Source organism: Pseudoduganella albidiflava (assembly GCF_004322755.1).
In the GTDB taxonomy this organism is placed as follows: Bacteria; Pseudomonadota; Gammaproteobacteria; order Burkholderiales; family Burkholderiaceae_D; genus Rugamonas; species Rugamonas albidiflava.
Map to the genome: position 1 here is coordinate 26,087 of NZ_CP036401.1, position 24,559 is coordinate 50,645.

26 protein-coding genes are annotated in these 24,559 nt (G+C 64.8%); 11 read left to right on the forward strand and 15 right to left on the reverse strand.

Features of this window, described 5'->3' with window-relative positions:
* Nucleotides 1-8: 8 nt before the first annotated feature.
* Nucleotides 9-1,706 (reverse strand): M14 family zinc carboxypeptidase, encoded by a 1,698-nt coding sequence (locus EYF70_RS00095; RefSeq protein ID WP_131143565.1) that lies wholly within the window; start codon nt 1,704-1,706, stop codon nt 9-11.
* Between the two features lie 364 nt (nt 1,707-2,070).
* Between EYF70_RS00095 and EYF70_RS00100 the strand changes: the two genes are divergently transcribed.
* Nucleotides 2,071-2,820: an MBL fold metallo-hydrolase gene (locus tag EYF70_RS00100; protein WP_131143566.1), complete on the forward strand. Its 750-nt coding sequence runs from the start codon at nt 2,071-2,073 to the stop codon at nt 2,818-2,820.
* Nucleotides 2,821-2,863: 43 nt separating this feature from the next.
* Here the strand turns inward: EYF70_RS00100 and EYF70_RS00105 are convergent, their stop codons facing one another.
* The gene (locus EYF70_RS00105; RefSeq protein ID WP_131143567.1) at nt 2,864-3,421 is read right to left on the reverse strand and encodes an NADPH-dependent FMN reductase; all 558 of its coding nucleotides are present in this window, start codon (nt 3,419-3,421) and stop codon (nt 2,864-2,866) included.
* A 40-nt stretch (nt 3,422-3,461) separates the two neighbouring features.
* Complete coding sequence (locus tag EYF70_RS00110; RefSeq protein ID WP_131143568.1) at nt 3,462-4,352, reverse strand: LysR family transcriptional regulator; 891 nt, start codon at nt 4,350-4,352, stop codon at nt 3,462-3,464.
* A gap of 85 nt (nt 4,353-4,437) precedes the next feature.
* Between EYF70_RS00110 and EYF70_RS00115 the strand changes: the two genes are divergently transcribed.
* Nucleotides 4,438-5,043 (forward strand): glutathione S-transferase family protein, encoded by a 606-nt coding sequence (locus EYF70_RS00115; RefSeq protein WP_229420639.1) that lies wholly within the window; start codon nt 4,438-4,440, stop codon nt 5,041-5,043.
* A 1-nt stretch (nt 5,044) separates the two neighbouring features.
* Nucleotides 5,045-5,362: a DMT family transporter gene (locus tag EYF70_RS00120; RefSeq protein ID WP_131143570.1), complete on the forward strand. Its 318-nt coding sequence runs from the start codon at nt 5,045-5,047 to the stop codon at nt 5,360-5,362.
* A gap of 52 nt (nt 5,363-5,414) precedes the next feature.
* On the opposite strand, the gene EYF70_RS00125 is transcribed toward EYF70_RS00120, so the two are convergent.
* Nucleotides 5,415-7,571: a S46 family peptidase gene (locus EYF70_RS00125; protein WP_131143571.1), complete on the reverse strand. Its 2,157-nt coding sequence runs from the start codon at nt 7,569-7,571 to the stop codon at nt 5,415-5,417.
* 182 nt (nt 7,572-7,753) lie between these two features.
* Nucleotides 7,754-8,023, reverse strand: coding sequence for a GlsB/YeaQ/YmgE family stress response membrane protein (locus EYF70_RS00130; protein WP_130187247.1), 270 nt, complete (start codon nt 8,021-8,023; stop codon nt 7,754-7,756).
* 217 nt (nt 8,024-8,240) lie between these two features.
* On the opposite strand from EYF70_RS00130, the gene EYF70_RS00135 reads away from it, so the two are divergent.
* Complete coding sequence (locus EYF70_RS00135; protein ID WP_131143572.1) at nt 8,241-9,377, forward strand: hypothetical protein; 1,137 nt, start codon at nt 8,241-8,243, stop codon at nt 9,375-9,377.
* A gap of 104 nt (nt 9,378-9,481) precedes the next feature.
* Here EYF70_RS00135 and EYF70_RS00140 read toward each other — a convergent pair whose 3' ends face one another.
* The 7 genes from EYF70_RS00140 to purB all read right to left on the reverse strand — a co-directional run bounded on the left by EYF70_RS00140 (nt 9,482) and on the right by purB (nt 14,946).
* Complete coding sequence (locus EYF70_RS00140) at nt 9,482-10,528, reverse strand: acyltransferase family protein (protein ID WP_165497538.1); 1,047 nt, start codon at nt 10,526-10,528, stop codon at nt 9,482-9,484.
* Between the two features lie 156 nt (nt 10,529-10,684).
* Nucleotides 10,685-11,200: a Clp protease N-terminal domain-containing protein gene (locus tag EYF70_RS31320; protein ID WP_131143574.1), complete on the reverse strand. Its 516-nt coding sequence runs from the start codon at nt 11,198-11,200 to the stop codon at nt 10,685-10,687.
* Nucleotides 11,201-11,211: 11 nt separating this feature from the next.
* On the reverse strand, nt 11,212-11,421 hold the full coding sequence (locus EYF70_RS31875) for a helix-turn-helix domain-containing protein (RefSeq protein ID WP_131143575.1): 210 nt from the start codon (nt 11,419-11,421) through the stop codon (nt 11,212-11,214).
* Between the two features lie 214 nt (nt 11,422-11,635).
* On the reverse strand, nt 11,636-12,196 hold the full coding sequence (locus EYF70_RS00155) for a YceI family protein (RefSeq protein WP_131143576.1): 561 nt from the start codon (nt 12,194-12,196) through the stop codon (nt 11,636-11,638).
* Nucleotides 12,197-12,294: 98 nt separating this feature from the next.
* Entirely contained in the window at nt 12,295-12,849 is a 555-nt protein-coding gene (locus EYF70_RS00160) for a YceI family protein (protein WP_131143577.1), read from the reverse strand.
* An 18-nt stretch (nt 12,850-12,867) separates the two neighbouring features.
* Entirely contained in the window at nt 12,868-13,392 is a 525-nt protein-coding gene (locus EYF70_RS00165; protein ID WP_131143578.1) for a cytochrome b, read from the reverse strand.
* 180 nt (nt 13,393-13,572) lie between these two features.
* The gene (gene purB / locus EYF70_RS00170; RefSeq protein WP_131143579.1) at nt 13,573-14,946 is read right to left on the reverse strand and encodes an adenylosuccinate lyase; all 1,374 of its coding nucleotides are present in this window, start codon (nt 14,944-14,946) and stop codon (nt 13,573-13,575) included.
* A gap of 150 nt (nt 14,947-15,096) precedes the next feature.
* Between purB and EYF70_RS00175 the strand changes: the two genes are divergently transcribed.
* Together EYF70_RS00175 and EYF70_RS00180 are read left to right on the forward strand one after the other, a co-directional pair.
* A complete protein-coding gene (locus EYF70_RS00175) occupies nt 15,097-15,708 on the forward strand; it encodes a glutathione S-transferase family protein (RefSeq protein ID WP_131143580.1) in 612 nt (203 codons plus the stop codon).
* A gap of 62 nt (nt 15,709-15,770) precedes the next feature.
* Nucleotides 15,771-16,715 carry a PfkB family carbohydrate kinase gene (locus tag EYF70_RS00180; RefSeq protein WP_131143581.1) on the forward strand — a complete coding sequence of 315 codons (945 nt, stop codon included), beginning with the start codon at nt 15,771-15,773 and terminating at the stop codon, nt 16,713-16,715.
* A gap of 132 nt (nt 16,716-16,847) precedes the next feature.
* Here the strand turns inward: EYF70_RS00180 and bfr are convergent, their stop codons facing one another.
* The gene (bfr, locus tag EYF70_RS00185; RefSeq protein ID WP_131143582.1) at nt 16,848-17,333 is read right to left on the reverse strand and encodes a bacterioferritin; all 486 of its coding nucleotides are present in this window, start codon (nt 17,331-17,333) and stop codon (nt 16,848-16,850) included.
* Between the two features lie 168 nt (nt 17,334-17,501).
* Between bfr and EYF70_RS00190 the strand changes: the two genes are divergently transcribed.
* The gene (locus tag EYF70_RS00190; protein WP_131143583.1) at nt 17,502-19,817 is read left to right on the forward strand and encodes a TonB-dependent receptor; all 2,316 of its coding nucleotides are present in this window, start codon (nt 17,502-17,504) and stop codon (nt 19,815-19,817) included.
* 10 nt (nt 19,818-19,827) lie between these two features.
* Nucleotides 19,828-20,508, forward strand: coding sequence for a Fe2+-dependent dioxygenase (locus tag EYF70_RS00195; RefSeq protein WP_131143584.1), 681 nt, complete (start codon nt 19,828-19,830; stop codon nt 20,506-20,508).
* A gap of 170 nt (nt 20,509-20,678) precedes the next feature.
* Here EYF70_RS00195 and EYF70_RS00200 read toward each other — a convergent pair whose 3' ends face one another.
* Together EYF70_RS00200 and EYF70_RS00205 are read right to left on the reverse strand one after the other, a co-directional pair.
* Entirely contained in the window at nt 20,679-21,443 is a 765-nt protein-coding gene (locus EYF70_RS00200; protein WP_131143585.1) for an energy transducer TonB, read from the reverse strand.
* Between the two features lie 8 nt (nt 21,444-21,451).
* Nucleotides 21,452-21,661, reverse strand: coding sequence for a (2Fe-2S)-binding protein (locus tag EYF70_RS00205; RefSeq protein WP_131143586.1), 210 nt, complete (start codon nt 21,659-21,661; stop codon nt 21,452-21,454).
* Between EYF70_RS00205 and EYF70_RS31880 the strand changes: the two genes are divergently transcribed.
* From EYF70_RS31880 to EYF70_RS00220, 3 genes are read left to right on the forward strand one after another with little or no spacing between them, the layout of a single operon-like run.
* Nucleotides 21,648-22,247 carry a FeoA family protein gene (locus EYF70_RS31880; protein WP_307722103.1) on the forward strand — a complete coding sequence of 200 codons (600 nt, stop codon included), beginning with the start codon at nt 21,648-21,650 and terminating at the stop codon, nt 22,245-22,247. The two genes, EYF70_RS00205 and EYF70_RS31880, sit on opposite strands and share 14 nt — an antisense overlap.
* A 19-nt stretch (nt 22,248-22,266) precedes the next feature.
* A complete protein-coding gene (gene feoB / locus EYF70_RS00215) occupies nt 22,267-24,156 on the forward strand; it encodes a ferrous iron transporter B (RefSeq protein WP_131143587.1) in 1,890 nt (629 codons plus the stop codon).
* Between the two features lie 10 nt (nt 24,157-24,166).
* Complete coding sequence (locus EYF70_RS00220; protein WP_174800380.1) at nt 24,167-24,442, forward strand: DUF6587 family protein; 276 nt, start codon at nt 24,167-24,169, stop codon at nt 24,440-24,442.
* Nucleotides 24,443-24,559: the final 117 nt, after the last annotated feature.

Here is a 24,559-nt window from a genome sequence, read left to right on the forward strand (position 1 = left end):
CGCCTTCGTTACAGCAGCCCCAGTACCGGATAGCGGCGCCACTCCGGCTCCGCGTGCCGCGCGCAATTGTGCAGGATGAAGTCCAGCACGGCTTCCTGGTTCGACAGCAGCGCCGGGTTGGCGGCCTTCCAGGCTTCGAACCTGGTCTTCAGCGCCGGCTCTTCTTCCAGCAGCTGGACAGCGAGATCCTCGAACACGTAGTCCGAGATCGCTTCCTTCTTTTCCAGCACGGAGTTGAAGAAGCCCCAGCGGAAGAAGCTGTCGTGCGCCTGCGGCTCCAGCGTTTCGACGGCGTAGCGGGCATTGTCCTGGTCCAGCGGCACGATCCAGTCGCCGGCGTGCAGCGTAAAGGTAGCGGTGCGCGCTTCGACATCGACCACGTCATGGAACATGTGGCCCTCGTAGGCGGTGGCGCGGGTCGACAGTTCGCCGATGTGGTAATAGCGCGCCTCGGCCTGGCGTTCCTCCGCCACGCGCGTCATCTGCACGCCGTTCCATTGCAGCCGCTCGACCACTTCGCGCCACGCCTGCGGGATCACATAGGCTTTCGGCACCTGCACGACCGAATCGGGCAGGAAGCTGTTGAAGTACGGAATATCCTTCTCGTAGGGCTTGCTGCGGTCGTACGACAGCCGCGTGTAGTTGCCCAGCACGCTACCATGGCGGCGCGCTTCGTAACCCTTGAAGCGGAAGGTGGATGGCGTGCCGGCCATCTTCCACGTGACCGGCCATGCCCTCTGCTGGCGCTGGGCGGCTTTCGCTTCGCGGCGCAGGCGCTGGATGGTGTCCGCGTGCCGCACCGTGAATTCGCGCGTCACGTCCAGCAGGGTGCGCATCGATTCGTAGCGGTCCCTGAACGGCTTCAGCATGTGCGTTTCCGGCATGAAGCCGATGATGTTGTGCAGCGCCGTGAAGCCGGTGGAGAAGCGCGGCACTTCGAGGAATTCGGCGATGCCGTCGTCCGGCGTGTCCCGCACCGGATTCACGTACGGGCAGGTGGGCCAGCCGCGCGCTTCCATCTCCGCGTAGATGTGCGGCAGCATGGTGTCGCGCAGGAAGGGGCCGAGACCGGAACCCAGCTTGTCGGCCTGGGTGTGGATCAGCGTCATCGTGTACGTGTAGTCGGCGCCGTTCGACGTGTGGGTGTCGACCATCACGTCCGGGTCCCAGGCGGTGATCAGTTCATTGAAGAAGCGCGCGTTCAGCGTATCGCACTTGATGAAGTCGCGGTTCAGGTCCAGGTGGCGGCTGTTGCCGCGGAAGCCGAACAGTTCCGGGCCTTCCTGGTTCGGCCGCGACGTGTTCGCGCGATTGAGGGCGCCGTCCACGTTATAGACCGGCACGAACAGCAGCACGGTATCGCCCAGCGTGGCCAGCTTCGCCGGATCGAAGCAGAAGTCGCGCACGATCGCCATGCAGGCGTCGATGCCTTCCGGCTCGCCCGGGTGGATGCCGTTGTTGTTGAAGTAGACCGGGCGGCCGGCGCGCTTGATCGCCTCGCGCTCGAACACGCCGTCCGCGCTCACCACGCCCACGTGCAGCGGGATGCCGCCATCGGATACTCCTGCCTGCCGGAAGCTCAGTACCTTCGGAAAGCGGCGCGCCAGTTCTTCGTAGAACGCGATGCAGTCGGACCACAGCGTGGTCTGGTTCTGGTTGCCTTTTTCGTAAGGCGTGGGCATGGAAGCGAGCGATTCGGGGTGCATGGTCTGGATCTCAGGAGCATTGACGGGAACGGCGGCACCGGGTAGGCGGCCGAGCCGCGATTGTAGCATCGCAACCCTTGTGGCAAGGGCGCCGCAGCGGCCCGGAAACGTGTGGAGGCGGCCCGCGAAAGCGTGCTATCAACGGCGTTTTCAACAGGAGGAAATCCCGCGCCGCTTCCCCGGCGTGGACCTGGCGCGGGGGCTGGCGGAAAAGGTCGGTTACCTGAAGCATGGTGAAACATACCGCTTCGCGCCCGTGAAGGCGGCGCGCTGACAGGGCGCTGGCCATCCGGCACGGTCTTTGCGCCAGTTCATCGTTCAACCGGGTCCGGCATGGTAACTGTGGGGTTTCCCCGGAGGCCCCATGAAGATCCCGCCAGCGCCGTGCCCTTTGCTGCCGTGCTTGTCGATGTTCTTGCTGTCGTTGTTGCTATGGAGCGTGCTATGGAGCGCCACCCCGGTGCATGCCGCCGACGTGCCGCGCTACCGGATCACCATCCCGTCCGGCATGGCGCGCCAGGAGCCCGGCGGGATAGTGCGGTTCTTCGGCGCCGCCACCGCGCTGCTGCGCGTGCGCGGGCTGTCCATCCTGGTCGATCCCGGCACCGACGGCGCACTGTCGGCGTCGGACATGGCGGGAATCGACCTGGTGCTGCTGTCGAATCCGGACTGGAGTGGCTTGGCAAGATGGGGAAGCGGAGCGGGGTGGGGCGGGCGGCCGGTGGTGGCGATGGCGGGCACCGCCGAACGCCTGCGCAGCCATGGCATCCACAGCGTTTATCCGCTGGAAACCTGGGAAGGCATCACGGTCCGCAAGGGCGATACCCGGCTGCGCCTGACGTCGATGCCCGATCCGCTGGGCATGCGGCCGGCGCGGCTGGCGGCCATGCTGGATTTCGGGCCATCCTGCCGGGTGCTGGTCAACCATGGCGAGCTGTCGGCCGACGAGATCGGCCTGATTCCGCAACGGTTCCCGGGGGCCCGGCTGGCCTTGCTGCGCCAGGCCGGCGCGCCGCTGCTGCTGGCGATGGAACAGGACCGGCGCGAACCGGTGCCCGCGCACGCCGTGGCGCACGGCGAGTCCTACCGCTTCGGCTCGCCCACCTGCCAGTAGCTTGTTGCCAGCAACTTGTTGCCAGCAGCCTACTGCCCGTGGCTTACTTCTTCGCGTTGGCGTCCACCCACTGCGCGAACGCGGCCACGAACTTGCCGATCAGTTCCCTGGTCTGGTCGTTGTTGATGCTGCCGTCCTCGCCCAGGTAGTTGGGCGAACCGCCGATGTAGAGTTCCGGCGCCGGCATCACCGGCACGTTCAGGAACACCACGGCCTGGCGCGTGTTGTGGTTGGCGCCGAAGCCGCCCTGGGCGCCCGGCGATTGCGACACGACGGCGGCCGGCTTGCCATCCCATACGCTGTGGCCCCATGGGCGCGAACCGACGTCGATCGCGTTCTTCAGCGCGCCGGAAATCGTGCGGTTGTATTCCGGTGTGAAGAACAGCACGGCGTCGGCGCCCTTGAGCTTGTCGCGGAACGCGGTCCAGGCTTCGGCCGGCGTGTTGGCATCGTCCAGGTCCTGGTTGTACAGCGGCATGTCCAGCTCGACCAGCTCGCCTTCCAGCGAAGGCGGCAGCATGCTGATGACCGCCTGGGCGTATTTGCGGGTCAGCGATTCCTTGCGCAGGCTGCCGACGAGGACAGCGACTTTCTTTGCCATGCGTTTTCTCCTGAGTTGCGTGTGAAAAATACAATGTACCTCAAGCGGGCGCGATGTGCCGGCATGCCGCCAATTCGGCATGAATGAAGCGCATCAATGCCCGCACCCGCGCCGTGTTGCGCAGGTCACGGTGGCATAGTAACCAGAGCCGGGTGTCGAAACGCCGATCGGGATCCGCCAGCCGCACCAGTCCGGTACGTTCCTCCGCCAGAAGGCAGAGCAGCGGGGCCACGCCGAAGCCCGCCGTCACCGCATCCGCCATCGTCACGAGGCTGTCCGCTTGCAACGCGATGCGTGCCGGCGGCACGTGCTCCGCCATCCACTGCGCGATGGCGAGATGGGCCAGGCTGTCGTCGAGGCCCACCCACTGGTGCCTGGCCCAGTCGCCGCGGCCGATGCCTTCGCGCTGCGCCCGGTCCAGGTAATCGCGCGACGCATACAGCGCGGTGGCCACGCTGCCGAGTTCGCGGCCCACCAGGCTGTCGGGCGGCGTGTTCGACGGGCGCAGCGCCACGTCGGCTTCGCGCCGCGTGAGGTTCAGGAAGCTGTTGTTGACCACCAGCTGCAGCGCCACGTGCGGATGCTGCTCGCGGAAGCGCTGCAGCACGGGCACCAGGAGCGGGCACAGCGTGTCGGTGGTGGTCAGGCGGATGGGGCCGGAGAGCGCTTCGTCGAGCCCCGCCAGCGTGCGCGCGGCGGCATCGATCTGCTCTTCCACGGACAGCAGGCGCTCGCGCAGGTTCTCGCCCGCCGCGGTTGGCGCATAGCCCGTTTGCAGCCGTTCGAACAGGCGCACGCCGAGCGTGCGTTCGAGGCTGTCCAGGCGGCGCAAGACCGTCGAATGATTCACTTTCAGCTCGCGCGCGGCGGCCGCGATGCTGCCGGTGCGCACGACGGCGACAAAGGTATGCAGCTCTTCCCAGTTATGCATGGATGCACAATCACTATGCGTTATTTGGGAATTCTAATGCGTTCCCGCAGTAGCCATACTGCCGCATCACTTCAGGAGAATGCCCATGCTTACCTTCTACACCGCCGCCACGCCGAACGGCCACAAGATCGCCATCGCGCTTCACGAACTGGACATGCCGCACGAAATACGCCGGGTGGATCTCGCGGCCGGCGAACAGCACCTGGCGCCCTTCGCCGACATGAGCCCGAACCACAAGATTCCGCTGATCGTCGACGATGGCCCGCCCATCTTCGAATCCGGGGCGATCCTGTTCCATCTCGCAGGCAAGTCAGGCCGCCTGTTGCCGGACGGGGAGGAAGGCCGCAGCGTCGTGCTGCAATGGCTGTTCCTGCAGGCCGCGCATATCGGGCCGATGCTGGGACAGCTATGGTATTTCCGCCATGCGGATGGAGCGCTGAACGAAGGGGCGTTGCAACGCTATGGCGGCGAGGCAAGGCGGCTGTATGGCGTGGTCGAAAGGCAGCTGGCACGCCATGACTGGCTGGCCGGCGGCGACTATTCCATCGCCGATATCGCCGCCTGGCCCTGGCTGCGCGAACACGACACGCTGGGCATTTCGATGGCCGACTATCCAGCGACCACCGCGTGGCTGGCGAAGATCGCCGCGCGCCCCGCGGTGCGCGCGGCACTGGCGGCGCAGGGCGAATGACATGGCGGCCTGGCTGTTATTGCTGGCGGCGGCACTGTCCGACGTGGCCATGGCCCTCGCCTTGAAGCATGCGGATGGCTGGACGCGGCTGTGGCCCAGCATCGTCGGCCTGGCCTGCGCGAACGGCGCCATCGTGCTGCTGACCTTGGCGTTACGGCATTTGCCAGTAGGCACCGCGTTCGCCGTCTTCACCGGCATCGGTGCCGCCGGCGTGGCCATGGCGGGGATCGTGCTGTACGGCGAGAGTGCCGCACCGCTCCGGCTGGCGCTCATTGCCGGCATCGCGCTGTGCATCGCCGGGTTGAAATGGCTGACATGAAAAAAGCCACGCCCTTTGCAAGGCGTGGCTTTCAGGCCGGGAGCGGGAACGCTTATTCCGCGCCCATTTCTTTCAGCAGATTATCGGCCTTGTCCACATGCTTCATGTTCCACAGCATGTAGCGCAGGTCGACCTGGATGTCGCGGGTATTGGCCTGGTTGAAGTCCCAATCCGAGATGATCGAATCGAGCGTGCCGTCGAACGCCAGGCCGACCAGTTCGCCCTTCGCGTTCAGTGCCGCCGAACCCGAATTGCCGCCGGTGATGTCCAGCGTGGCCAGGAAGTTCACCGGTACCGTCTTCAGTTTCGGATCGACATACTTGCCGAAGTCCTTGGCCTTGATCGCCTCCAGCTGCGCTTTCGGCGCATCGAACTCGCCCGTGCCGGTGTGCTTGGCCAGCACGCCCTTGACGGTGGTGAACGCGGTCCAGGTGCTGCCGTCGGCGCCATGGTCGCGGCCGGCGATGTTGCCGTAGGTGACGCGCAGCGTGCCGTTCGCGTCCGGATATACGGCGCGGCCCTTCGATTTCATGTAGGCGATCTTGGCCTTCATGTAGCTGCCGTAAGCCTGCTGCAGCTTGCCGGCCAGCTCTTCTTCTTCCGCTTCGGCTTTCAGGTCGGCCTCGTACAGCGCCACGGCGGCCTTGATGAAGGCATCGCTGCTGCCCTGGAAGTCGGCCGGCTTCTTGTCCAGCCACTTGTCACGCTCGGCGGCGTCGGTCAGCTTCGTGCCCGCGTACAGCTTGTCCAGCGCCGCGGACAGCTCCGCGTCGCTCATGCCGGCGCGGATACCCAGTGCCGCGTTGAACGCCGCCTTCTGCTCGGCGGCAGGCTGCGCCAGGTAGTTCTTCAGGTGGTGCATGGCGATGGCCTTGTCCACCTTCGGATCGAAGGTACGCACCAGGCCGGCCACGCCGGACTTGATGCGCGGCAGGTCGCGCACCTGGTAGCCGGACTTGCGGTCGGCATCGGGCTTTTGCGTTTCGTTGGCCAGGCGGTACAGCGTGCGTGCCGTCGTCAACAGGCGCGGTTGTCCATAGCCGTAGTGGAAGTCGCGCTTGGCACCGGCGTCGCGCTCGGCGATCAGGTGCTCGACCTTGGTGATGTCGTCGGCGTATTCGGCCTTGCGCTTCGCGTCGGCGTTGATCCAGGTTTTCAGCTGTTCATGCTCGGCGGTCTTGCGCTGCAGGAAGTCGCTGTTGGCATACGAATCGATCATGCCCTGGCGGTTCTTGTAGTAGTTGTTGATGCTGGCGACCTGGCCGGCGTACTTCAGCGCCAGATCCTTGTTGCCCTTGGTTTCGCGGTCGATGATGGCCAGCGTTTCGCCGGATGCCTTGACGAACGACGGGTACGCATGGTCGAACGTGAACTGCACTTCCGACGGCAGGCGGTGGCGGTTGGTGCGGCCCGGGTAGCCCATCGCCATCACGAAATCGCCTTCCTTCACGCCTTCCTTGGCCAGCTTCAGCACATGCTTCGGCACGTAAGGAACGTTGTCCTTGCTGTAGTCGGCGGCCTTGCCATCCTTGCTCACATAGGCGCGGTAGAAACCGTAGTCGCCCGTGTGGCGCGGCCACATCCAGTTGTCGGTATCGCCGCCGAACTTGCCCACGCCGGCGGGTGGCACATGCACCAGGCGCACGTCGCGGATTTCCAGCTGCTTGATCTGGTAGAACTCCAGGCCGCCGTAGAACGACGACACCGTGCAGCGATGCCCCGGATCGGCCTCGCAGGCGGCCACCAGCGTTTTCTGGTTCTTCTCGATCGCATCGCTGCGCGCCTTGCCGGACAGCTTGGCCACTTCGGGCGTGACGATCTTGTCGGTCACGTTCAGCACTTCCTTCGTCACGAACACGCGCGAGCCGGGTGCGGCGGGCAATTCCTCGCCCAGCGAGCGGGCCACGAAACCGTTGGCGAGCAAGTCGCGTTCCGGCGTGGAATTCTGCGCCACGCTGTTGTACACGCAGTGGTGGTTGGTGACGACGAGCCCTTGCGGCGAAACGAACGATGCCGAGCAGCCGCCCAGGCTGACGATGGCGCCGGCCGGGAATTCGGTCAGGCGCGTCAGGGTGTTCGGGTCGAGCTTCAGGCCGGCGGCCTTCAGCTGCTTGGCGATCTGCGGCAGCTGTTGCGGCATCCACATGCCTTCGTCGGCGTGGGCGGACGAGATGCTCATGATGGCGAGCGCGAGAAGTGATTTTTTCATGCGATGTAGAGGAGTAGTTGTAGGCGTCCCGATGATTGCCGCGGGTAACGTGGCGCGTGCAAGTATCCGCATCGCATTGCGATTCGTCAATCAGGAATTTCGGTAGCAAAACCGCATGATATTTGGTGTTCGGGCATGAAAAAAGCCGGCCCTCGGGCCGGCTTCCTGTACAGCACCTGCGGTTAGCGTGCTCGTCCGCGGAAGACGAGGTTCACGATGGCCAGCAGGATCACGGCGCCGAGGAACGACACCAGTAGCGAGAGTGGACTGAAATCGTCGGAATTGATGGTGCCCGTGCCGAACAGTGGCGACAGCAGCCAGCCGCCGAGCAAGGCACCGATGATGCCGACCACTACGTTGAGGAACATCCCTTGTTGGGCGTCCGTTTTCATGACAAGGCTGGCGAGCCAGCCAATGATGCCGCCGATAACGATCCAGATGATGAAGTTCATGCTCGTTCCCCTATATATCGTTGAGAAAAGAGACCGGGCCGTTCCAGCCCTGCCGTGATAAAAAGTGTAAGGGCGGGCGATGTTCGCAGTCCGTGCGCCAGCGTACGCTCCCGGCGCGGTTGGAGGCAAAGCTTGTCTTGGTGCGCAAACGTACAGAGAAGTGTTGTCGAAAAGCCTATCGTGGCTTCGTCAATCGACCTACACAAAGGAGACTCACATGAGCCAGACGAACCAGAATTCCCGCCTTGTCACTGGTCTGTTCAACGACCGCGAAAGCGCGGAGCGCGCCTATCACCATGCCACCTCGCGTGGCTACAGCAAGGACGATATCAATGTGCTGATGTCCGATGACACCCGCAAGCGCTACTTCAGCGGCGGCGAGCAGGTCGAAACCGAGCTGGGCAGCAAGGCTGCCGAAGGCGCGGGCATCGGTGCCGGCGTGGGCGGCGCGATCGGCGCCGCACTGGCGGCCGTGGCCGCGGTGGGTACCACGCTGGTGCTGCCGGGCCTGGGCGTGGTAGTGGCCGGTCCGCTCGCGGCGGCGCTGGCCGGCGCGGGTGCCGGCGGCCTGACCGGCGGCCTGCTGGGCGCGCTGATCGGTGCCGGTATTCCGGAAGAGCGCGTGCAGCACTATGAAGAAGGCCTGAAGCAGGGCGGCATCGTGATGGGCGTGAACGCCCGCTCGGATGAGGATGCCGCACATATCGAATCGAGCTGGAAAGACAGTGCTGGCCAGCACGTGATCGGCACCGGCCTCGGTGCAGCGGGCGGCGCGGCGGCTGGCCTGGCGGCCGGCACGCCAGGCGGCCCGATCGGCATGGCGGCGGGTGCCGTGGTCGGCGGTATCGCCGGCGGCCTGGCTGGCAAGGGCGCGGCCGAAGTGGTGAATCCGAAATCGGGCGACGACCTGAGCGACCACCACCTGGCGACCGGCGTGGGCGCTGGCGGCGGTGCGATGGCCGGCATGGCGCTGGGTGCGGCGGCCGGTCCGGTCGGCATGGCAGCGGGCGGCGCCATCGGCGCACTGGCCGGCGGCATGACCGGCAAGGGTGTCGGCGGCCTGGTCAACCCGGCCGAGGAAAAAACCTACTGGGAACAGCAGCACCGCAACGAGTCCTACTACAACCCGGCGTACCAGTTCAACGACTACGATCCGGCTTATTCGCTGGGCTACAACGGCCGCGCCAACTACCGGGGCGACTGGAACACCAACGAGGCGAACCTGCAGAACGAGTGGGAACGCAGCAAGGGCAGTTCCCGCCTGTCGTGGAACGAAGCGAAGAGCGCCACCCGCTCGGCCTGGGATCGCGTGGAGCGCAAGCTGCCGGGCGACTGGGATAAGGATGGCAAATAAGGACGGCAAATAAAGAGGTTGGATAAGTCGTCGACATGCGATGTTGACGGCGGCCCGAGTGGGCGATGCCGAATGAAAAGGCCGGGAATTTCCCGGCCTTTTTTTCAGGTGCCCGCGCTGGCGGCCGTCACCCGGCGCCGCGCGTTCTTCAGCCTCAGCAACGGTTGTTCCACGAGATAGCAGCTCAGCACGCTCACCGGCAGGATGATCAGGCACGCCAGCACCAGCTTCAGCCATGGCGAACCGAGCGGCAGGTAGGCCACCAGCAGTGTCTGCACCGGCCAGCCGTACAGGTAGACCCCATAGGAAATGTCCGGCAGCTTGTTGAAGGCATCGGTCAGCCACATGGGGCGGAAGGCAAAGTAGAACAGCAGGTAGCCGCCGAACATGGCCAGCCCCAGTTCCGCATAGCGGCGCGAAAACATCAATGCCAGCAGCGCCACGGCGGACAGCAGCGCGCCGCGGCGGGTGAAGCGGTAGCAGTCGCGGTACAGGTAGAAGCAGCCGCCGGCAAAGAACAGCGAACCCAGCCGCACGATCGGATCGTTCAGCAGCAGGCCCAGCGGCGCGAAGGGCAGGGGCAGGCCGAACGACGCATACAGGTAGGCGGCAAAGCCCGTCACCGTCAGGGCCAGCCACACGCTCCGGCGCCGGATGCCGCCGGCAACGCCCAGCAGCATGACCGCCAGGTAGCAGGCGAATTCCCGCATGATCGTCCACATCGAGCCGTTGACCTGCGGTTCAGGCAGGCCCTCGAAGACGGGCGGGGTGATCGGCCCGTGCAGCACGGCCAGGCACAGGGCGACCGTGCTGGTGGACAATTCCCTGAAGTAGCTTGCGGCATCCGCGCCGAGCGGCGCCACGATGTAGACGCACACCAGGCTGGCGACGATGAACCCGGGGTAGATGCGCAGCACGCGCTTGCGCAGGAACTGGGCGGGAACGGGGTCGAGATCCCAGCTTTGCACGATCAGGTAGCCGCTCAGCAGGAAAAAGCCGTCCACCGCCAGTTCGCCGAACGACAGCGTGTGGAACAGCTGCGTGAGCAGTTCGCGGTGGCGGTCGCCGTCCTGCAGTTCGGGCGCGTGCGATACCAGCACGAGCAAGGCGAGCAGCAGGCGCAGCAGGTTGAAATTGTTTTGATGGCGCATCCCCATGGCTTTCCCGTTTTGGCAAATTGTTATGCAATTTTTATCACCAAAATGTACGACGGCAGCGGGCGGGAAGCAAGGCTCGGCCGTGGGAAAGGCAGCCTGGAACAACAGATACAGGCTGGCCGAACAACACATCGGGGAAACCCGGGCCTGTTACGCCACCCGGCGCGCCACCTCGTCGAGCTCGGCGCGGGCGGCCGCCGCCAGCGTTGCCCCATCGATACCGATCGCCTTCAGCGCCCGCGCCGCCGTGCCTTGCGTGCTGGAGGCGACCACGGCCGCCACGTGCGCCCCCGTCAGCGGTTCACCCGCCGCGCGCGGCCACTCGGCCAGCGACCGCATCACCGCTTCCATCGACCCTTTTGCACGGTAAACGCCAGTTCCCGCTGGCACGGGGGAATCGCCGGCCAGCAAGGCCGGGTCGGCACCGGCAGCCGCCAGCGCGGCGCCATGGCCAGCCGCGATGCCGGCGCGCAGCCGCGCAGGATCGGCACCGGCGCGTACAAAGGCGCGCTGGGCGAGTCCATCGGGCAGGTCGAGCGCCGCCAGCAGGAAGTGCTCCGGGCCGGGCTCGCGTTCGCCCATCGCATTGGCATGCCGTTCGGCTCCCTCGCTGAGGGTTTTGATGGTGCGCATGTCGGCGATGCGCTGTTTCAGACGCTGCAGCATGATGTTCCTTTCTAGGATTGAATCAACGGCGCCAGGCGCTTGTGTGCCGCCTGCTTGGACACGCCCAGCGCATCGGCCACCTGGCTCCACGACCAGCCCTGGGCGATGGCGGCCGCCACGGCCTGGCGTTCGAGCTTGTCCGCGGCCAGGCGCAGGGCCACGACCGCCGCCAGCGCTTCGGCGGGATCGTCGGGACGGGGGAGGGATTGGGTATCGATCATGCGTCAATATTAGTTGACGATTTCGATGGCGTCAACAAAAGATGACGATGGGAGGAAAATCGGTGACAGGCACCATTTTCCGGGAAATGTTGCAAATAAATCGGTGACAGGCTCCATTTTCCGGGAAATGTTGCAAATTAATTGGAGCCTGTCACCGATTTTCAGGCAACAAAAAACCCCGCACGCGGCGGGGCTTCGGGGGAGGCTGGCCGGCTTATTCGGCCGCGATCGCCTCGACCTGGATCGCCAGTTTCACTTCCGGCGCGAAGTTCGGGGTGCCGAAGTTGATGCCGAAGTCGGTGCGCTTGAATTCGGCCGTGGCATTGGCGCCGCACACTTCGCGCTTCAGCCGCGCGTCCTGTACGCACTTGAAGCGGTCCACCTTCAGTTCGACCGGCTTGGTCACGCCGTTCAGCGTCAGTTCGCCATCGACGCCCACCAGCTGGTCGCCGTTGAACTTGAACGACTTGCCTTTATAGGTGGCGGTCGGGAATTTCTCGACGTTGAAGATGTCCGGCGATTTCGCGTGCGAGTTCATCTTGTCGTGGCCGAAGTCGATCGACGTGGTATCGATCGTGATGTCCAGGCTGCCCGTCTTGGCCGCGCGGTCCATCGTGATCGTGCCCTTCGTGTTGTTGAACTTGCCGCGCCACAGCGACAGGCCCTTGTGGTCCGCCTCGAAGCTGGGGTAGGTATGGCTCGGGTCGATGTTGTAGGTGGCGGCGTTGGCCAGGCTAGCCATGGCCAGCAGGGCAGCGAACAGCGTGGATTTCATGCGGTCTCCTTCGGTGGATGAGGTGCAGCAGGTGCGGTACGGCTTATTGGACGATTATTGCGAGCTTACTGCGAGCTTACTGCGGGATTACTGCGGGATTACTGAGAAACGACGTGGAACTTGATCGTCACTTCATCGGCCACCATGCTGGTGTCCTTCCACTCGCCTTCGCCGATGTTGTAGGTGAGGCGCTTGATCGGCACCGCGCCGTCGAACACCTGCTTGCCGCCTTCGGTCTTCACGGTGACGGGGAAGGTGACGTCGGCCGCCTTGCCCTTGATCGTCAGCTTGCCGCTCACGTTCAGCTTGCCGGCACCGGCGCTCTTGATCGACGTGGAGACAAAGGTGGCTTTCGGGAACTGGGCCGAGTTGAACCATTCCTTCTTCGCCACTTCACGGTTGTACTCGGGGTCGCCCATGTCCAGGCTGGCGGTGTCCACCTCGACGGTGGCCTTCGACGCGTCCGGTTTCGCGGCGTCGTAGTCGATGACCACGCTGTGCTTCTTGAACTTCGATTCGACCGGCACGTTCATCTGCTTGAAGGTGGCGGACACGGAAGTCTTGGCCGGATCGGTCTTCAGCACGGCGGCACCCGCCGTCAGCGACACGGCGACCAGGGAAGCGAGCAGGATCGGTTGGAAATACGTCTTCATGAATGGAACTCCGAAGGTTTAGGGAAGCATGCGTTTCAGGACATCGTCCCGATCGATGAAATGGTGTTTCAGCGCGGCCGCCACGTGCATCACGACAAGCGCCGCCATGGCCATGGTCAGCCAGTAATGGACGGGCTTCAGCGCGGCCTTCAGCGCGGTATCGGCCTCGAACGCGGCGGGAACCTGCCACAGGCCCAGGTAGACCACCGGCACGCCGGCCGCCGTGGTGTACAGGTAGCCGGACAGGGGCACGGCGAACATCAGCACATACAGCAGGATATGGGTCACGTCCGCGGCTTTCGACTGCCACGGCACCATGCCGGGGGCATGGGCCGGCGGGCGGTTCCGGTGGCGCCACAGCAGGCGCAGCGCGGCCAGGGCCAGCACGGTCACGCCCAGCCATTTATGCCACGAATAGTATTTCAGCTTGGTGGGCGTGAAACCGGGGATGTCGACCATCACCAGCCCCATCGTGAAGGCGGCGATGATCAGCAGCGCGATCAGCCAGTGCAGCGCCATCGCGGTTCTCGTGTAGCGTTCCATCAGGCATCCTCTTATTTAGTACGTATTAGAACTAACGATGCGTCACTGTAGCAAAGAAACGAAAATCCTGCTGACGAGCAAAAACGGCAGCCCTTACCCTACAGGATAAGGAGCTGCCGTCATAGGGGCCGATGGTGAGAGGATACTTAAAGCAAAGAATCCAGCAGGCCTGCCCTGGCTTTAGATCGCCTTTGCCAGCTGCGCCGCGATCCCCGTGTAATTGGCCGGCGTCATCGCCAGCAGCAGGTCCCTGGCTTCCTGGGGAATGGCCAGCTTGCCGATGAATTCCTGCAGCGCTTCCCTGGTGATGCCCTTGCCGCGCGTGAGTTCCTTCAGCTGTTCGTACGGGTTCTCGATGCCGTAGCGGCGCATCACGGTCTGCACCGGCTCGGCCAGCACTTCCCAGCTCGCGTCCAGGTCGGCCGCCAGGCGCGCCGGGTTCACTTCCAGCTTGTTCAGGCCGCGCAGGCAGCTGTCATAGGCCAGCAGCGTGTAGCCCAGGCCCACGCCGATATTGCGCAGCACCGTCGAATCGGTCAGGTCGCGCTGCATGCGCGATACCGGCAGTTTCTCGGACAGGTGCTTCAGCACGGCGTTGGCCAGGCCCAGGTTGCCTTCCGAGTTCTCGAAGTCGATCGGGTTGACCTTGTGCGGCATGGTCGAGGAACCGATCTCGCCGGCCTTCAGCTTCTGCTTGAAGTAGCCCAGCGATACGTAGGTCCAGATATCGCGGTTCAGGTCCAGCAGGATGGTGTTGGCGCGGGCGAAGGCGTCGAACAGTTCGGCCATGTAGTCGTGCGGCTCGATCTGGATCGTGTACGGGTTGAACACCAGGCCCAGGCGCTGTTCGATCACGTTCTTCGAGAACGCCGGCCAGTCGAACGACGGGTAGGCGGACAGGTGGGCGTTGTAGTTGCCGACGGCGCCATTCATCTTGCCGAGGATTTCCACGCCGGCGATACGCTGGACGGCGCGCTCCAGGCGGGCCACCACGTTGGCGAATTCCTTGCCCAGCGTGGTCGGGCTGGCCGTCTGGCCGTGCGTGCGCGACAGCATCGGCACCTCGGCATTCACGTGGGCGATTTCCTTCAGCCGGGCGATCACGCCGTTCAGGGCCGGCACCATCACGCCATCGCGGGCGGCCTTCAGCATCATGCCGTGCGACGTGTTGTTGATGTCTTCCGAGGTGCAGGCGAAGTGGATGAATTCGGAAGCGGCCACCAGTTCCGGCACGTCCTTCACTTGCTCCTTCAGCCAGTACTCGACAGCCTTCACGTCATGGTTCGTGACGGCTTCGATTTCCTTGATGCGCGCCGCGTCGGTTTCCGAGAAGTCGGCGGCCAGCTTGTCGAGCAGCGCGGTAGCTTGTGCCGGGAAGGGCTGGATCTCGGCAAAATCGGCCTGCGACAGCGCCTGCAGCCACGCGATCTCGACCTTCACGCGGTGGTGCATGAAGCCGGCTTCGGACAGGATGGGGCGCAGCTTGTCGGTCTTGGACGCATAGCGCCCATCCAGCGGGGAGAGGGCCGACAGCGTGGAGTATGGAGTGGTCATGGTGAAGAGGGAGGCAGGAAAAACAGCGATTTTACCATCGCCGTGCCCGCGTTTTGATCACGCGCCGCGGCGCCGGGAAGCCACCGGGTTGGTCACAGAACCGCTGGGCGCAATGTTATACTGGGTCACACTCCCACCCGGTACTTTCCCATGAAACTGATCGGTTCGCTCGCCAGTCCCTATGTGCGCAAGGTGCGCGTCGTGCTCGCGGAAAAAAAGCTCGATTACCAGATCCAGCTGGAAAACGTGTGGGGCCCGGATACCGGCATCCATCTCGTCAACCCGCTCGGCAAGGTGCCCTGCCTGGTCATGGAAGACGGTTACGTGATGTACGACTCGCGCGTGATCGCCGAATACCTCGATACCCTCACGCCGGTGTGCAAGCTGCTGCCGCCGAATGGCCGCGAACGGGCGGACGTGAAGAACTGGGAAGCCCTGGCCGATGGCGTGATCGATGCCGGCGTGGTGGTGCGCCTCGAGCGCACGCAGCGCCCGCCCGAGTTGCAGAGCGCCCCCTTCATCGACCGGCACCTGCTGAAGGTCACGCGCGGCCTGGCTTCGCTGTCCGACCGTCTCGGCGATTCGCCGTGGTGCACCGGCACCCATTATTCGCTGGCGGACGTGGCCGTGGGCTGCGCGCTCGGCTGGTTCGACCTGCGATTCCCCGAGATCGACTGGCGCACCCCGCATCCGAACCTGGCGCGGCTGCACGACAAGCTGCACGAGCGGGCTTCGTTCCGGGATACGGTGCCGCAGGCGTAACCGCGCGGGCTGCCCCGTAACCATTGCGCTACACTGTGGCGTCACGATCAAGCGGGGCGGCGATGGAACAATCTGTAGCGGTTTTCGGCGAAGCACTGGTGGACGATTTCAGCACCCGGCGGGTGATCGGCGGCGCGCCGTTCAACCTCGCCCGGCACCTGGCCGGCTTCGGCCTGCCCGTCACGATGGTCACCCGGATCGGCACGGACGACAACGGCGCCCTGATCCGCAACGAATTCACGCGCTATCGCATGTCCGACGCGGGCCTGCAAACGGGCACCGGCGAGCCGACCGGCAGCGTGCGCGTGGAAGTGGGGTCCGACGGCAGCCACCGCTTCACGATCATGCCCGACCAGGCCTATGACCGCATCGACGGCGTTGCCGCGCTGGCCGCCGTGCAGGCGGCCCGTCCCGGCATCTTCTGTTTCGGCACGCTGGCGCAGCGCGACCCGGTGTCGCGTGCCGCCCTCCACGGCTTGCTGGAGCAGACCGAAGCGGTACGCTTCCTCGACCTGAACCTGCGCGCCGGCCACGTGGACGAAGCCATTGTGTTCGATTCGCTGCAGCAGGCCGATATCGTCAAGGTCAACGAAGAAGAGTTGCAGCAGCTGTTCAAGTGGTACTGCCACACCTGCCCGGACACGGTCAACATGGAATGCATCTCGGTCGATACCGAGTGCCGCGCGATGATGCACAACTTTTCGCTGTCCGCATTGGTGGTCACGATGGGCGCGCGCGGCGCGCTGTACCTGTCCGCCGATGGCGCGCACCTGGCCGACCATGGCACGGGCAGCAGCGATTGCTTCGTCGATTCGGTGGGGGCGGGCGATGCGTTCAACGCGGTGTTCCTGCTGGGCCGGCTGCGCGGCTGGACGATGGAACGGACGCTGGCGCGCGCGAACGCGTTCGCGGCGGCTTCCTGCGGCTATGCGGGCGCGGTGCCGCAGGACCTGTCGTGCTACGCCCGCTGGCTGGATGAGTGGTCGCGCGAATCGGTCGACGCGTGAAGCAAATCGACGCGTGAAGCGATCGACGCGTGAAGCAATCGATGCGTGAAGCAATCGATGCGTGAACTACTGACTAGCTGAACAGGGGAGCGTAAAAGCCGGCCGGGACAGGAGCCCGGGCCGGCATGAGGATTAGTGCGCCTCGTCGGCGGCTGCCATCTGCGTCTGCAGGTAGTTCTGGATGCCGACCTTGCCGATCAGGTCCAGCTGGGTTTCCAGGAAGTCGATGTGTTCCTCGGTATCTTCCAGGATTTCCAGCAGCAGGTCGCGCGACACGTAGTCGCCCACTTTTTCCGCCTGGGCAATGCCTTCCTTGACCGTGACCTGGGCGCCGCGTTCCAGCTTCAGGTCCGCTTCCAGCATTTCCTGGGTGTTTTCACCGATCAGCAGCTTGTGCAGCGCCTGCAGGTTCGGCAGGCCGTCCAGCATCAGGATGCGGTCGATCAGCTTGTCGGCATGCTTCATCTCGCCGATCGATTCCTCGTATTCCTTCTTGGCCAGCTTGGCAAAGCCCCAGTGGCGGTACATTTTCGCGTGCAGGAAGTACTGGTTGATCGCGGTGAGCTCGTTCGTCAGCTGTGCATTCAGCAGCCGGATCACGTCTTTATCGCCCTTCATGGGAAAGCCTTTTCTTGATGTTTGTCGATCGTGGCATTTTGCCACAGATGACGCCCAAACCCTAATTAAATCCCTTGCGTTCGCGGTCAAAATGGTGTAATGGCATTGCGAAAGCAAATGAAAACCATTATCATTCACGTTTTATGTCAACGCAACAATAAGGAAAACATGTCGTTCATCAAGAGCCGCAAGCATTCGCCAGCCACGCTCGCCGCCATCGCCACCCTGGCGATGCCGCTCGCACTGCATGCTGAAGTCAATGGCGCCAACGCCGAACCGGTCGCCCAGCAAGGCGACAGCAAGATGCCGGAAGTGACCGTCACCGGCCGCGCCGTCAACAACGAATTCCAGATTCCGCAGCGTTCCGCCTCCGACAAGTTCACGGCGCCGCTGCTCGATACCCCGAAATCCGTGACCGTCGTGCCGAGCGAAGTGATCGCACAGACCGGCGCCACGTCGCTGGCCGATGCGCTGCGCACGGTGCCCGGCATCACGATGGGCGCGGCCGAAGGCGGCAACCCGGTGGGCGACAACCTGTTCATCCGCGGCTACAACGCCCAGACCGACACGTATATCGACGGCATTCGCGACAGCGGCTCGCAATCGCGCGAAGTCTTCGCGATCGAGCAGGTCGAGGTCGTCAAGGGCCCGAACTCCGCCTACGGCGGCCGTTCCTCGGCCGGCGGCGGCGTCAACATCGTCAGCAAGACGGCCAAGCTGGACAACTTCTACAACGGCAGCGTGGGCTTCGGCACCGACAACTACAAGCGCGTGACGGCCGACATCAACCGCCAGATCGGCACTGATTCGGCGTTCCGCCTGTCCGTGATGGGCCATGAGAACGACGTGCCGGGCCGCGGCCCCGTGGGCGGCGACCGCTGGGGCATCGCGCCCACGATCGGCTTCGGCCTGTCGGGCCCGACCCAGGTCAACCTGTCCTACTACCACATGGAATCGAGCGAGCTGCCCGATACCGGCATCCCGTTCAACAATCCCTTCGGCAGCGGCCCCAACGTGGCGAAGAACGGCAACGGCACGCCTGTGTCCGTGCCGCGCGACAGCTTCTGGGGCCTGACCAACCGCGATTTCCGCGACACCGAGACCGATATCGCCACGGTCGACGTCAAGCACGACTTCGGCAACGGCCTCACGCTGCGCAATGTGACGCGCTACGGCAAGACCAGCCAGGACTACGTGTGGACCCAGCCGGACGATTCGAAGGGCAACGTGGTCCTGTACGGCACCGTGTGGCGCCGCGCCAATACGCGCGTGACGGAAACGGAAACGCTGGCCAACAGCACCGCGCTGTCCGGCGAAGTCCGTACCGGCACCCTCAAGCACAACTTCAGCACCGGCATCGAGTTCTCTCGCGAGGACACCGACCGCGGCACCTACCTCTTCACGCCGGGCACCGACAACCTGCTGACGAAGAACACGGTGTGCGCCACGTCCGGCGCGGCAACGGGCTACAACTGCGCGCCGCTGGTGGGTGCCAACGCGAACGATCCATGGGTCTACGAACGCGCGCTGTCGCCGGCGAAATCGGGCATCCGCACCAATACCCGCGCCGTGTATGCGATCGACACCATCGAGTTCACGCCGCAGTGGCTGCTGAACGTGGGCGTGCGCTGGGACGACTACCGCTCCGTGCTCGATACACCGCAATACACGCTGAGCGGCAAAACCACGCCTGCCGTGCATGCCGAGGCGAACGCCACGTTCACCAACTACCAGGCGGGCCTGGTCTGGAAACCGGCCGCGAACAGCAGCGTGTACCTGTCGTACGGCACCTCGTCCACGCCACCCGGCAACGATGCCGGCGACGGCCTGGATGGCCTGTCGGTCGCCGTCCAGTACCTGAAGCCGCAGGAAAGCCGCAACTTCGAACTGGGCACCAAGTGGGAAGTGCTGGCGCGCCGCCTGTCGCTGTCCGCCGCGCTGTTCAGGAGCGACATGAACAACGCCCGCGTGACGGCGCCGGACGGCACCACGCAGAACGTGGGCGAGAAGAGCGTGCGCGGCTTCGAGCTGGGCGCTTCGGGCAGCATCACCAATGCCTGGCAGGTGTTCGGCGGCTACACGTGGCTCGATGGCCGCGTCGACGACAACGGCTTCACGAACACGGCGCCGAACGGTGCGCCGGCCGTGTGGGTCCCGTCGCCATTCAACGGCAACGTGTTCCCGACCACGCCGAAGCACAGCGCCTCGCTGTGGACCACCTACAAGGTACTGCCGAACCTGACGGTGGGCGGCGGCCTGACCTCGATGTCGAAGGTGTACGCCAACGTCAACAACAACAAGTGGGCGCCGGGCTATACCCGCTTCGACGCGATGGCGAACTACATCCTCAACCCGAACATCAGCCTGCAGCTGAATGTGCAGAACCTGTCGGACAAGCTGTACTTCGACAAGGTCTCGTCGCCGCACTATGCGGGCGTGGGGGCCGGCCGCAGCGCGTCGCTGACCGCCAGCTTCAAGTACTGAGGATAGCGGCGTGATACTGCACATCCCCGGCGTGCTGACGCCCGAGCAAGTCCGGCAGTTCCGCGACCGCCTCGCGCAGGCCGACTGGATCGACGGGCGCGCCAGCGTCGGTTCGCAGGGGGCGGCAGTCAAGCGCAACCGCCAGTTGGCGGAAGGTAGCCCGCTGGCCGTCGAGCTGGGCAATATCGTTGCCCGCGCCCTGACGGCCAATCCGCTGTTCTTCGCGGCGGCCTTGCCGCTGCGGATCCTGCCGCCGTACTTCAACGGCTATGCCGGCGGCGAGACCTATGGCGACCATATCGACGGCGCCATCCGCGTGGCGTCCCCCGGTGCGGCGCCGCTGCGGGCGGACGTGTCGACCACGGTCTTCCTGTCCGATCCCGATGAGTACGATGGCGGCGAGCTGGTCGTCACGGATGCGTATGGCACGCACGAGGTCAAGCTGCCGGCCGGCGATGCGATCCTGTATCCGTCGACCACCGTGCACCGCGTGGAGCCGGTGACGCGCGGCGAGCGGCTGGCCTCGTTCCTGTGGACGCAAAGCATGGTGCGCGACGACTGGAAACGCACGATGCTGTTCGAGCTGGACCAGAACATCCAGGCCGTGCGCGCCGCCCATGGCGACAGCGCCGCCACCGTCGGGCTGACCGGGCACTATCACAACCTGCTGCGGATGTGGGCGGAAACGTAGAACGGCTGGTGTCGGACATTTTTCCTGGGCGGTTCATCCAGGAAAAGTGTCGGACACCGGTGTTGCCTGATGCGGCGGTGCAGGCGGCTGGACACCAGGCGCCGACGCCAGCCAGAAAGCAAAAAGGGGACAGGCCGCAGGCCTGTCCCCTTTTTTCATCGCTCGAACGCTTACGACAGCTTGAAGTTGATCGGCACCAGCACATACACCGGCACCGCCTTGCCATCTTCCATATATGGCTTGAACAGGCTGCGCAGCGCGGCCTGGCGGCCGGCTTCGTCGAGGTTGGCGGAACCGGACGTCTTCTGCACCGTCACCTGTTCCGGGTTGCCCTTCTCGCCGACCAGCACGCGCAGCGTGACGACACCCGTCTCGCCCAGGCGCCTGGAGATCGATGGGTAGATCACCTGCGGCGGCCTGACGTATTCCACGCCCGTGACCAGCTTCGGCGCGGCGGGAGCCGGCGGCGCCGCTACCGGCGGCGCGGGTGGCGCGGGCGCGGCGGCCACGGTCGGCGCGGCTTCGGCGGGCTTCACCGGTGCCGGCGGCACGGTGATCGTGTTTTCGATGACGATCGGCAGCTGCGGAATCACCGGCGTGAACACGGGCGGCGGCTTGATGGCCACTTCGACCACCTTCGGCGGCGCGGGCGGTGCCGGCGGCGCGGGCGGTGCGACGAAGGTCACGTCGACGATTTGCGGCATCTTCTTCACCGCATCCATCACCATGCCGTTCTGCATGGCCCAGAAACCGGCCAGGTGCAGGGCGACGATGATGGCGATCTTGCCGGACCGGTTACGGCTGCTGCCGAGAGTGAAGTCCTGGGGTGCCGCGATCGCCGCGGCAGGCGGAGTGGACGTAGGCCGGCGCGGGCTCTGAAAATCCAGCCCGAGCGGCGGCACGCCTGGCCGGGAAAGGCCGGGCAGGGTTTGCATGGTATTCCTCAGGTAGTGAGGGTGGGGCGCTTCAGAACCGTTTCCTGGAGCGGCGCTGCCACGTGTTCATTCAGCACTTCAACGGCATAGTCCAGGCAATTCCCGCAGCACGTGGAAACACCCAGTGCCTCGCGCAGCCCGTCCATGGTGCTGATACCAAGGTCGATGGCTTGACGGATTTCGCGATCGGAGATGTTGTTGCAGATGCAGACGATCATTGAAACACCTTCTGGCTGGTTTGACGGAAACCGCCCCACGGCGGTCTCATCAAGAAAGGGGGCAAAAAGAGGGGCCGGGAACCCGTCGCTATCGATGGGTGGTTACTCTGCCAATCTTGCCGTCTTCTTAATGAGAATCATTATCATTACGTTTCCTATTTTGCCGCAACACCGCGTACAATGCAAGCGTTACCTGCAAATACAAACCATTCGCATTAGCCTCTATAATGAACAGATTGATTTTCCTCAGAGAACTGCCATGACTTCTGCTCCCTCCCCGATCAATCTGGACGCGCTGGCGACCGGGAAAAGCGGCACAGTGGTGCGCGTCGCGCCGGGGAATCCGGCCGATCACGAGGATGGCGCCGACCTCGCGCGCCGCCTGATGGAACTGGGCTTCGTGCCCGGCGAAAAGATTCGCATGCTCAAGCGTGGCATGCCGGGCGGCGAGCCGCTGGCAGTCCGGGTCGGCAACTCGACCTTTGCGTTGCGCCGCTTCGAAGCGGCCCTGGTTGCGGTCCAGCCCGACGCAGTACAGCCCGCCGCAGTGCTGTCCGTAGTGCAGCCCGGCGCAGTGCAGCTCTGATTACGAGGTTCTAGATAGCATGGGTGTTACCGAGAAAGTGGCGCAGGCCGTGAGCCGTGCGCCGATGATTGCTTTGCTGGGCAATCCTAACTGCGGCAAGACGGCGCTGTTCAACCGCCTGACGGGCGCCCGCCAGAAGGTGGCGAACTACGCGGGCGTGACGATCGACCGCAAGGAAGGGCATTTCACGTCCCCCGAAGGGCATGCCTTCCGCGTGCTGGACCTGCCGGGCGCCTACAGCCTGAAGGCGCAGACGCCCGATGAGGAAATCACGCGCGACGTGGTGGCCGGCCTGCGCGCCGGCGAAACGCCGCCCGACCTGGTGGTGTGCGTGGTCGATGCCACCAACCTGCGCCTGAACCTGCGCCTGGTGCTGGAAGTGCAGCGCCTCGGCCTGCCCATGATCCTGTGCCTGAACATGATGGACGTGGCACGGCGCCGCGGCGTCACGATCGATGCCGAAAAGCTGGCGCGGGAACTGGGCATGACCGTCGTCGAGACGGTGGCGGTGCAGGGCGGCGGCGAGAAGTCGCTGCTGCGCGCGCTGGATGAACTGGGGCCGGTGCCCGCCACGAAGGCGCGGCCGCTGGCCGCCATCGAGGCGGTATCGGTCGAGGATACCCAGCGCGAAGTGCGCCGCATCCTTTCCGTGGCCACCAACAATATCCAGGGCAGCGACAGCAGCACGGACAAGATCGACAACGTGGTACTGAACCCGTTCGCCGGCCCCGTCATCCTGGCCGTGCTGATGTTCCTGATCTTCCAGGCCGTGTTCAGCTGGGCCGAGGCACCGATGGGCATGATCGAAGGCTTCTTTGGCGCCATCGGCGAAGCCGTGCAGGGCGTGATGGCCGAAGGCGTGCTGCGCAGCCTGCTGGTCGATGGCGTCATCGCCGGCGTCGGCGGCGTGATCGTGTTCCTGCCGCAGATCCTGATCCTGTTCTTCTTCATCCTCGTGCTGGAGGATTGCGGCTACCTGCCGCGCGCCGCCTTCCTGCTCGACCGGCTGATGGGCGGCGTGGGCCTGTCGGGCCGCGCCTTCATTCCACTGCTGTCGTCGTTCGCCTGCGCGATCCCCGGCGTGATGGCGGCGCGCACGATCCAGAACCCGCGCGACCGGCTGGTGACGATCATGATCGCACCGCTGATGACATGCTCGGCGCGCCTGCCCGTGTATGCGCTGCTGATCGCCGCCTTTATCCCGGACCGCGAAGTGGCTGGCCTGTTCAACCTGCAAGGCCTGGTGCTGTTCGTGCTGTATTTCGCCGGCATCGTCTCGGGCATGGCGGTGGCGTGGGTGATGAAGCGCACCATGGGCGCCCAGCGCAAGCATGCGCTGATGATGGAACTGCCGAACTACCACCTGCCGAACCTGCGCAACCTGGCCATCGGCCTGTGGGAACGCGCCAAGATCTTCCTGCTGCGCGTGGGTACGCTGATCCTGACGCTGACGATCCTGCTGTGGGCGCTGTCGAGCTTCCCCGGCGCGCCGGAAGGCGCCACCCAGCCGCCGATCTACTACAGCGTGGCCGGCATGATCGGGCGCGCGCTGGAATTCGTGTTCGCGCCGATCGGCTTCAACTGGCAGATCTGCATCGCGCTGGTGCCGGGCATGGCCGCGCGCGAAGTGGCCGTGGGCGCGCTGGGCACCGTGTATGCGCTGTCCCAGACCGGCGACGAAGTCGCCACGGCGCTGGCGCCGCTGCTGGCCAGCACGTGGTCGATGGCCACCGCGCTGTCGCTGCTGACGTGGTACGTGTACGCGCCGCAGTGCCTGGCCACGCTGTCGGTGGTCAAGCGCGAAACGGGCCATACCCGCTACGCGCTGATGATGGCCGGCTACATGTTCGGCCTGGCCTACACCGCTTCGTTCATCGTTTACCAGACCGCCCGCCTGATGGGGGCATGAGGAGTTCGCCATGTGGCAGGAACTGATCGTTACGCTGATCGTCATCGCCGCCTTGCTGCAGGCGTGCCGGAAATGGCTGCCCGCCGCGTTGCGGCAGCGGATGGTGTACGCGCTGTCGAAGAAAGGCTTCGACCGGGACAGGCTGGCGAAACTGTTCAAGGTGCAGTCGGGCTGCGGCAGCGGCTGCGGCTCCTGCGGCTCGTGCGACACCACGCCGGCCCCCATCGATACCTCGGACGACGGCGGCGCCAGGCGGCGCGTGATCATGCTGAACGTGCAGCGCTGATTGCGATGCCGCTTGAATGAGAAACCCGGGTGCGTCCCGGGTTTTTTCATCGCAGGGCCATCATGCCAGCTCGGCCACTGGCGAACCGCGCCAAAAAAAACGCCACCCGAAGGTGGC

Coding starts and splice junctions, on each gene's coding strand:
- EYF70_RS00220 (WP_174800380.1), top strand. CDS start 24,167: ATGTGGCAGGAACTGATCGTTACGCTGATCGTCATCGCCGCCTTGCTG.
- EYF70_RS00095 (WP_131143565.1), bottom strand. CDS start 1,706: ATGCACCCCGAATCGCTCGCTTCCATGCCCACGCCTTACGAAAAAGGC.
- EYF70_RS00105 (WP_131143567.1), bottom strand. CDS start 3,421: ATGGCAAAGAAAGTCGCTGTCCTCGTCGGCAGCCTGCGCAAGGAATCG.
- purB (WP_131143579.1), bottom strand. CDS start 14,946: ATGACCACTCCATACTCCACGCTGTCGGCCCTCTCCCCGCTGGATGGG.
- EYF70_RS00120 (WP_131143570.1), top strand. CDS start 5,045: ATGGCGGCCTGGCTGTTATTGCTGGCGGCGGCACTGTCCGACGTGGCC.
- EYF70_RS00165 (WP_131143578.1), bottom strand. CDS start 13,392: ATGGAACGCTACACGAGAACCGCGATGGCGCTGCACTGGCTGATCGCG.
- bfr (WP_131143582.1), bottom strand. CDS start 17,333: ATGAAGGGCGATAAAGACGTGATCCGGCTGCTGAATGCACAGCTGACG.
- EYF70_RS00200 (WP_131143585.1), bottom strand. CDS start 21,443: ATGCAAACCCTGCCCGGCCTTTCCCGGCCAGGCGTGCCGCCGCTCGGG.
- EYF70_RS31880 (WP_307722103.1), top strand. CDS start 21,648: ATGCAGACGATCATTGAAACACCTTCTGGCTGGTTTGACGGAAACCGC.
- EYF70_RS31320 (WP_131143574.1), bottom strand. CDS start 11,200: ATGCTGCAGCGTCTGAAACAGCGCATCGCCGACATGCGCACCATCAAA.
- EYF70_RS00160 (WP_131143577.1), bottom strand. CDS start 12,849: ATGAAGACGTATTTCCAACCGATCCTGCTCGCTTCCCTGGTCGCCGTG.
- EYF70_RS00140 (WP_165497538.1), bottom strand. CDS start 10,528: ATGCGCCATCAAAACAATTTCAACCTGCTGCGCCTGCTGCTCGCCTTG.
- EYF70_RS00175 (WP_131143580.1), top strand. CDS start 15,097: ATGAAACTGATCGGTTCGCTCGCCAGTCCCTATGTGCGCAAGGTGCGC.
- EYF70_RS00130 (WP_130187247.1), bottom strand. CDS start 8,023: ATGAACTTCATCATCTGGATCGTTATCGGCGGCATCATTGGCTGGCTC.
- EYF70_RS00135 (WP_131143572.1), top strand. CDS start 8,241: ATGAGCCAGACGAACCAGAATTCCCGCCTTGTCACTGGTCTGTTCAAC.
- EYF70_RS00115 (WP_229420639.1), top strand. CDS start 4,438: ATGCTTACCTTCTACACCGCCGCCACGCCGAACGGCCACAAGATCGCC.
- EYF70_RS00190 (WP_131143583.1), top strand. CDS start 17,502: ATGTCGTTCATCAAGAGCCGCAAGCATTCGCCAGCCACGCTCGCCGCC.
- EYF70_RS00155 (WP_131143576.1), bottom strand. CDS start 12,196: ATGAAATCCACGCTGTTCGCTGCCCTGCTGGCCATGGCTAGCCTGGCC.
- EYF70_RS00100 (WP_131143566.1), top strand. CDS start 2,071: ATGAAGATCCCGCCAGCGCCGTGCCCTTTGCTGCCGTGCTTGTCGATG.
- EYF70_RS00205 (WP_131143586.1), bottom strand. CDS start 21,661: ATGATCGTCTGCATCTGCAACAACATCTCCGATCGCGAAATCCGTCAA.
- EYF70_RS00125 (WP_131143571.1), bottom strand. CDS start 7,571: ATGAAAAAATCACTTCTCGCGCTCGCCATCATGAGCATCTCGTCCGCC.
- EYF70_RS00110 (WP_131143568.1), bottom strand. CDS start 4,352: ATGCATAACTGGGAAGAGCTGCATACCTTTGTCGCCGTCGTGCGCACC.
- EYF70_RS31875 (WP_131143575.1), bottom strand. CDS start 11,421: ATGATCGATACCCAATCCCTCCCCCGTCCCGACGATCCCGCCGAAGCG.
- EYF70_RS00180 (WP_131143581.1), top strand. CDS start 15,771: ATGGAACAATCTGTAGCGGTTTTCGGCGAAGCACTGGTGGACGATTTC.
- feoB (WP_131143587.1), top strand. CDS start 22,267: ATGGGTGTTACCGAGAAAGTGGCGCAGGCCGTGAGCCGTGCGCCGATG.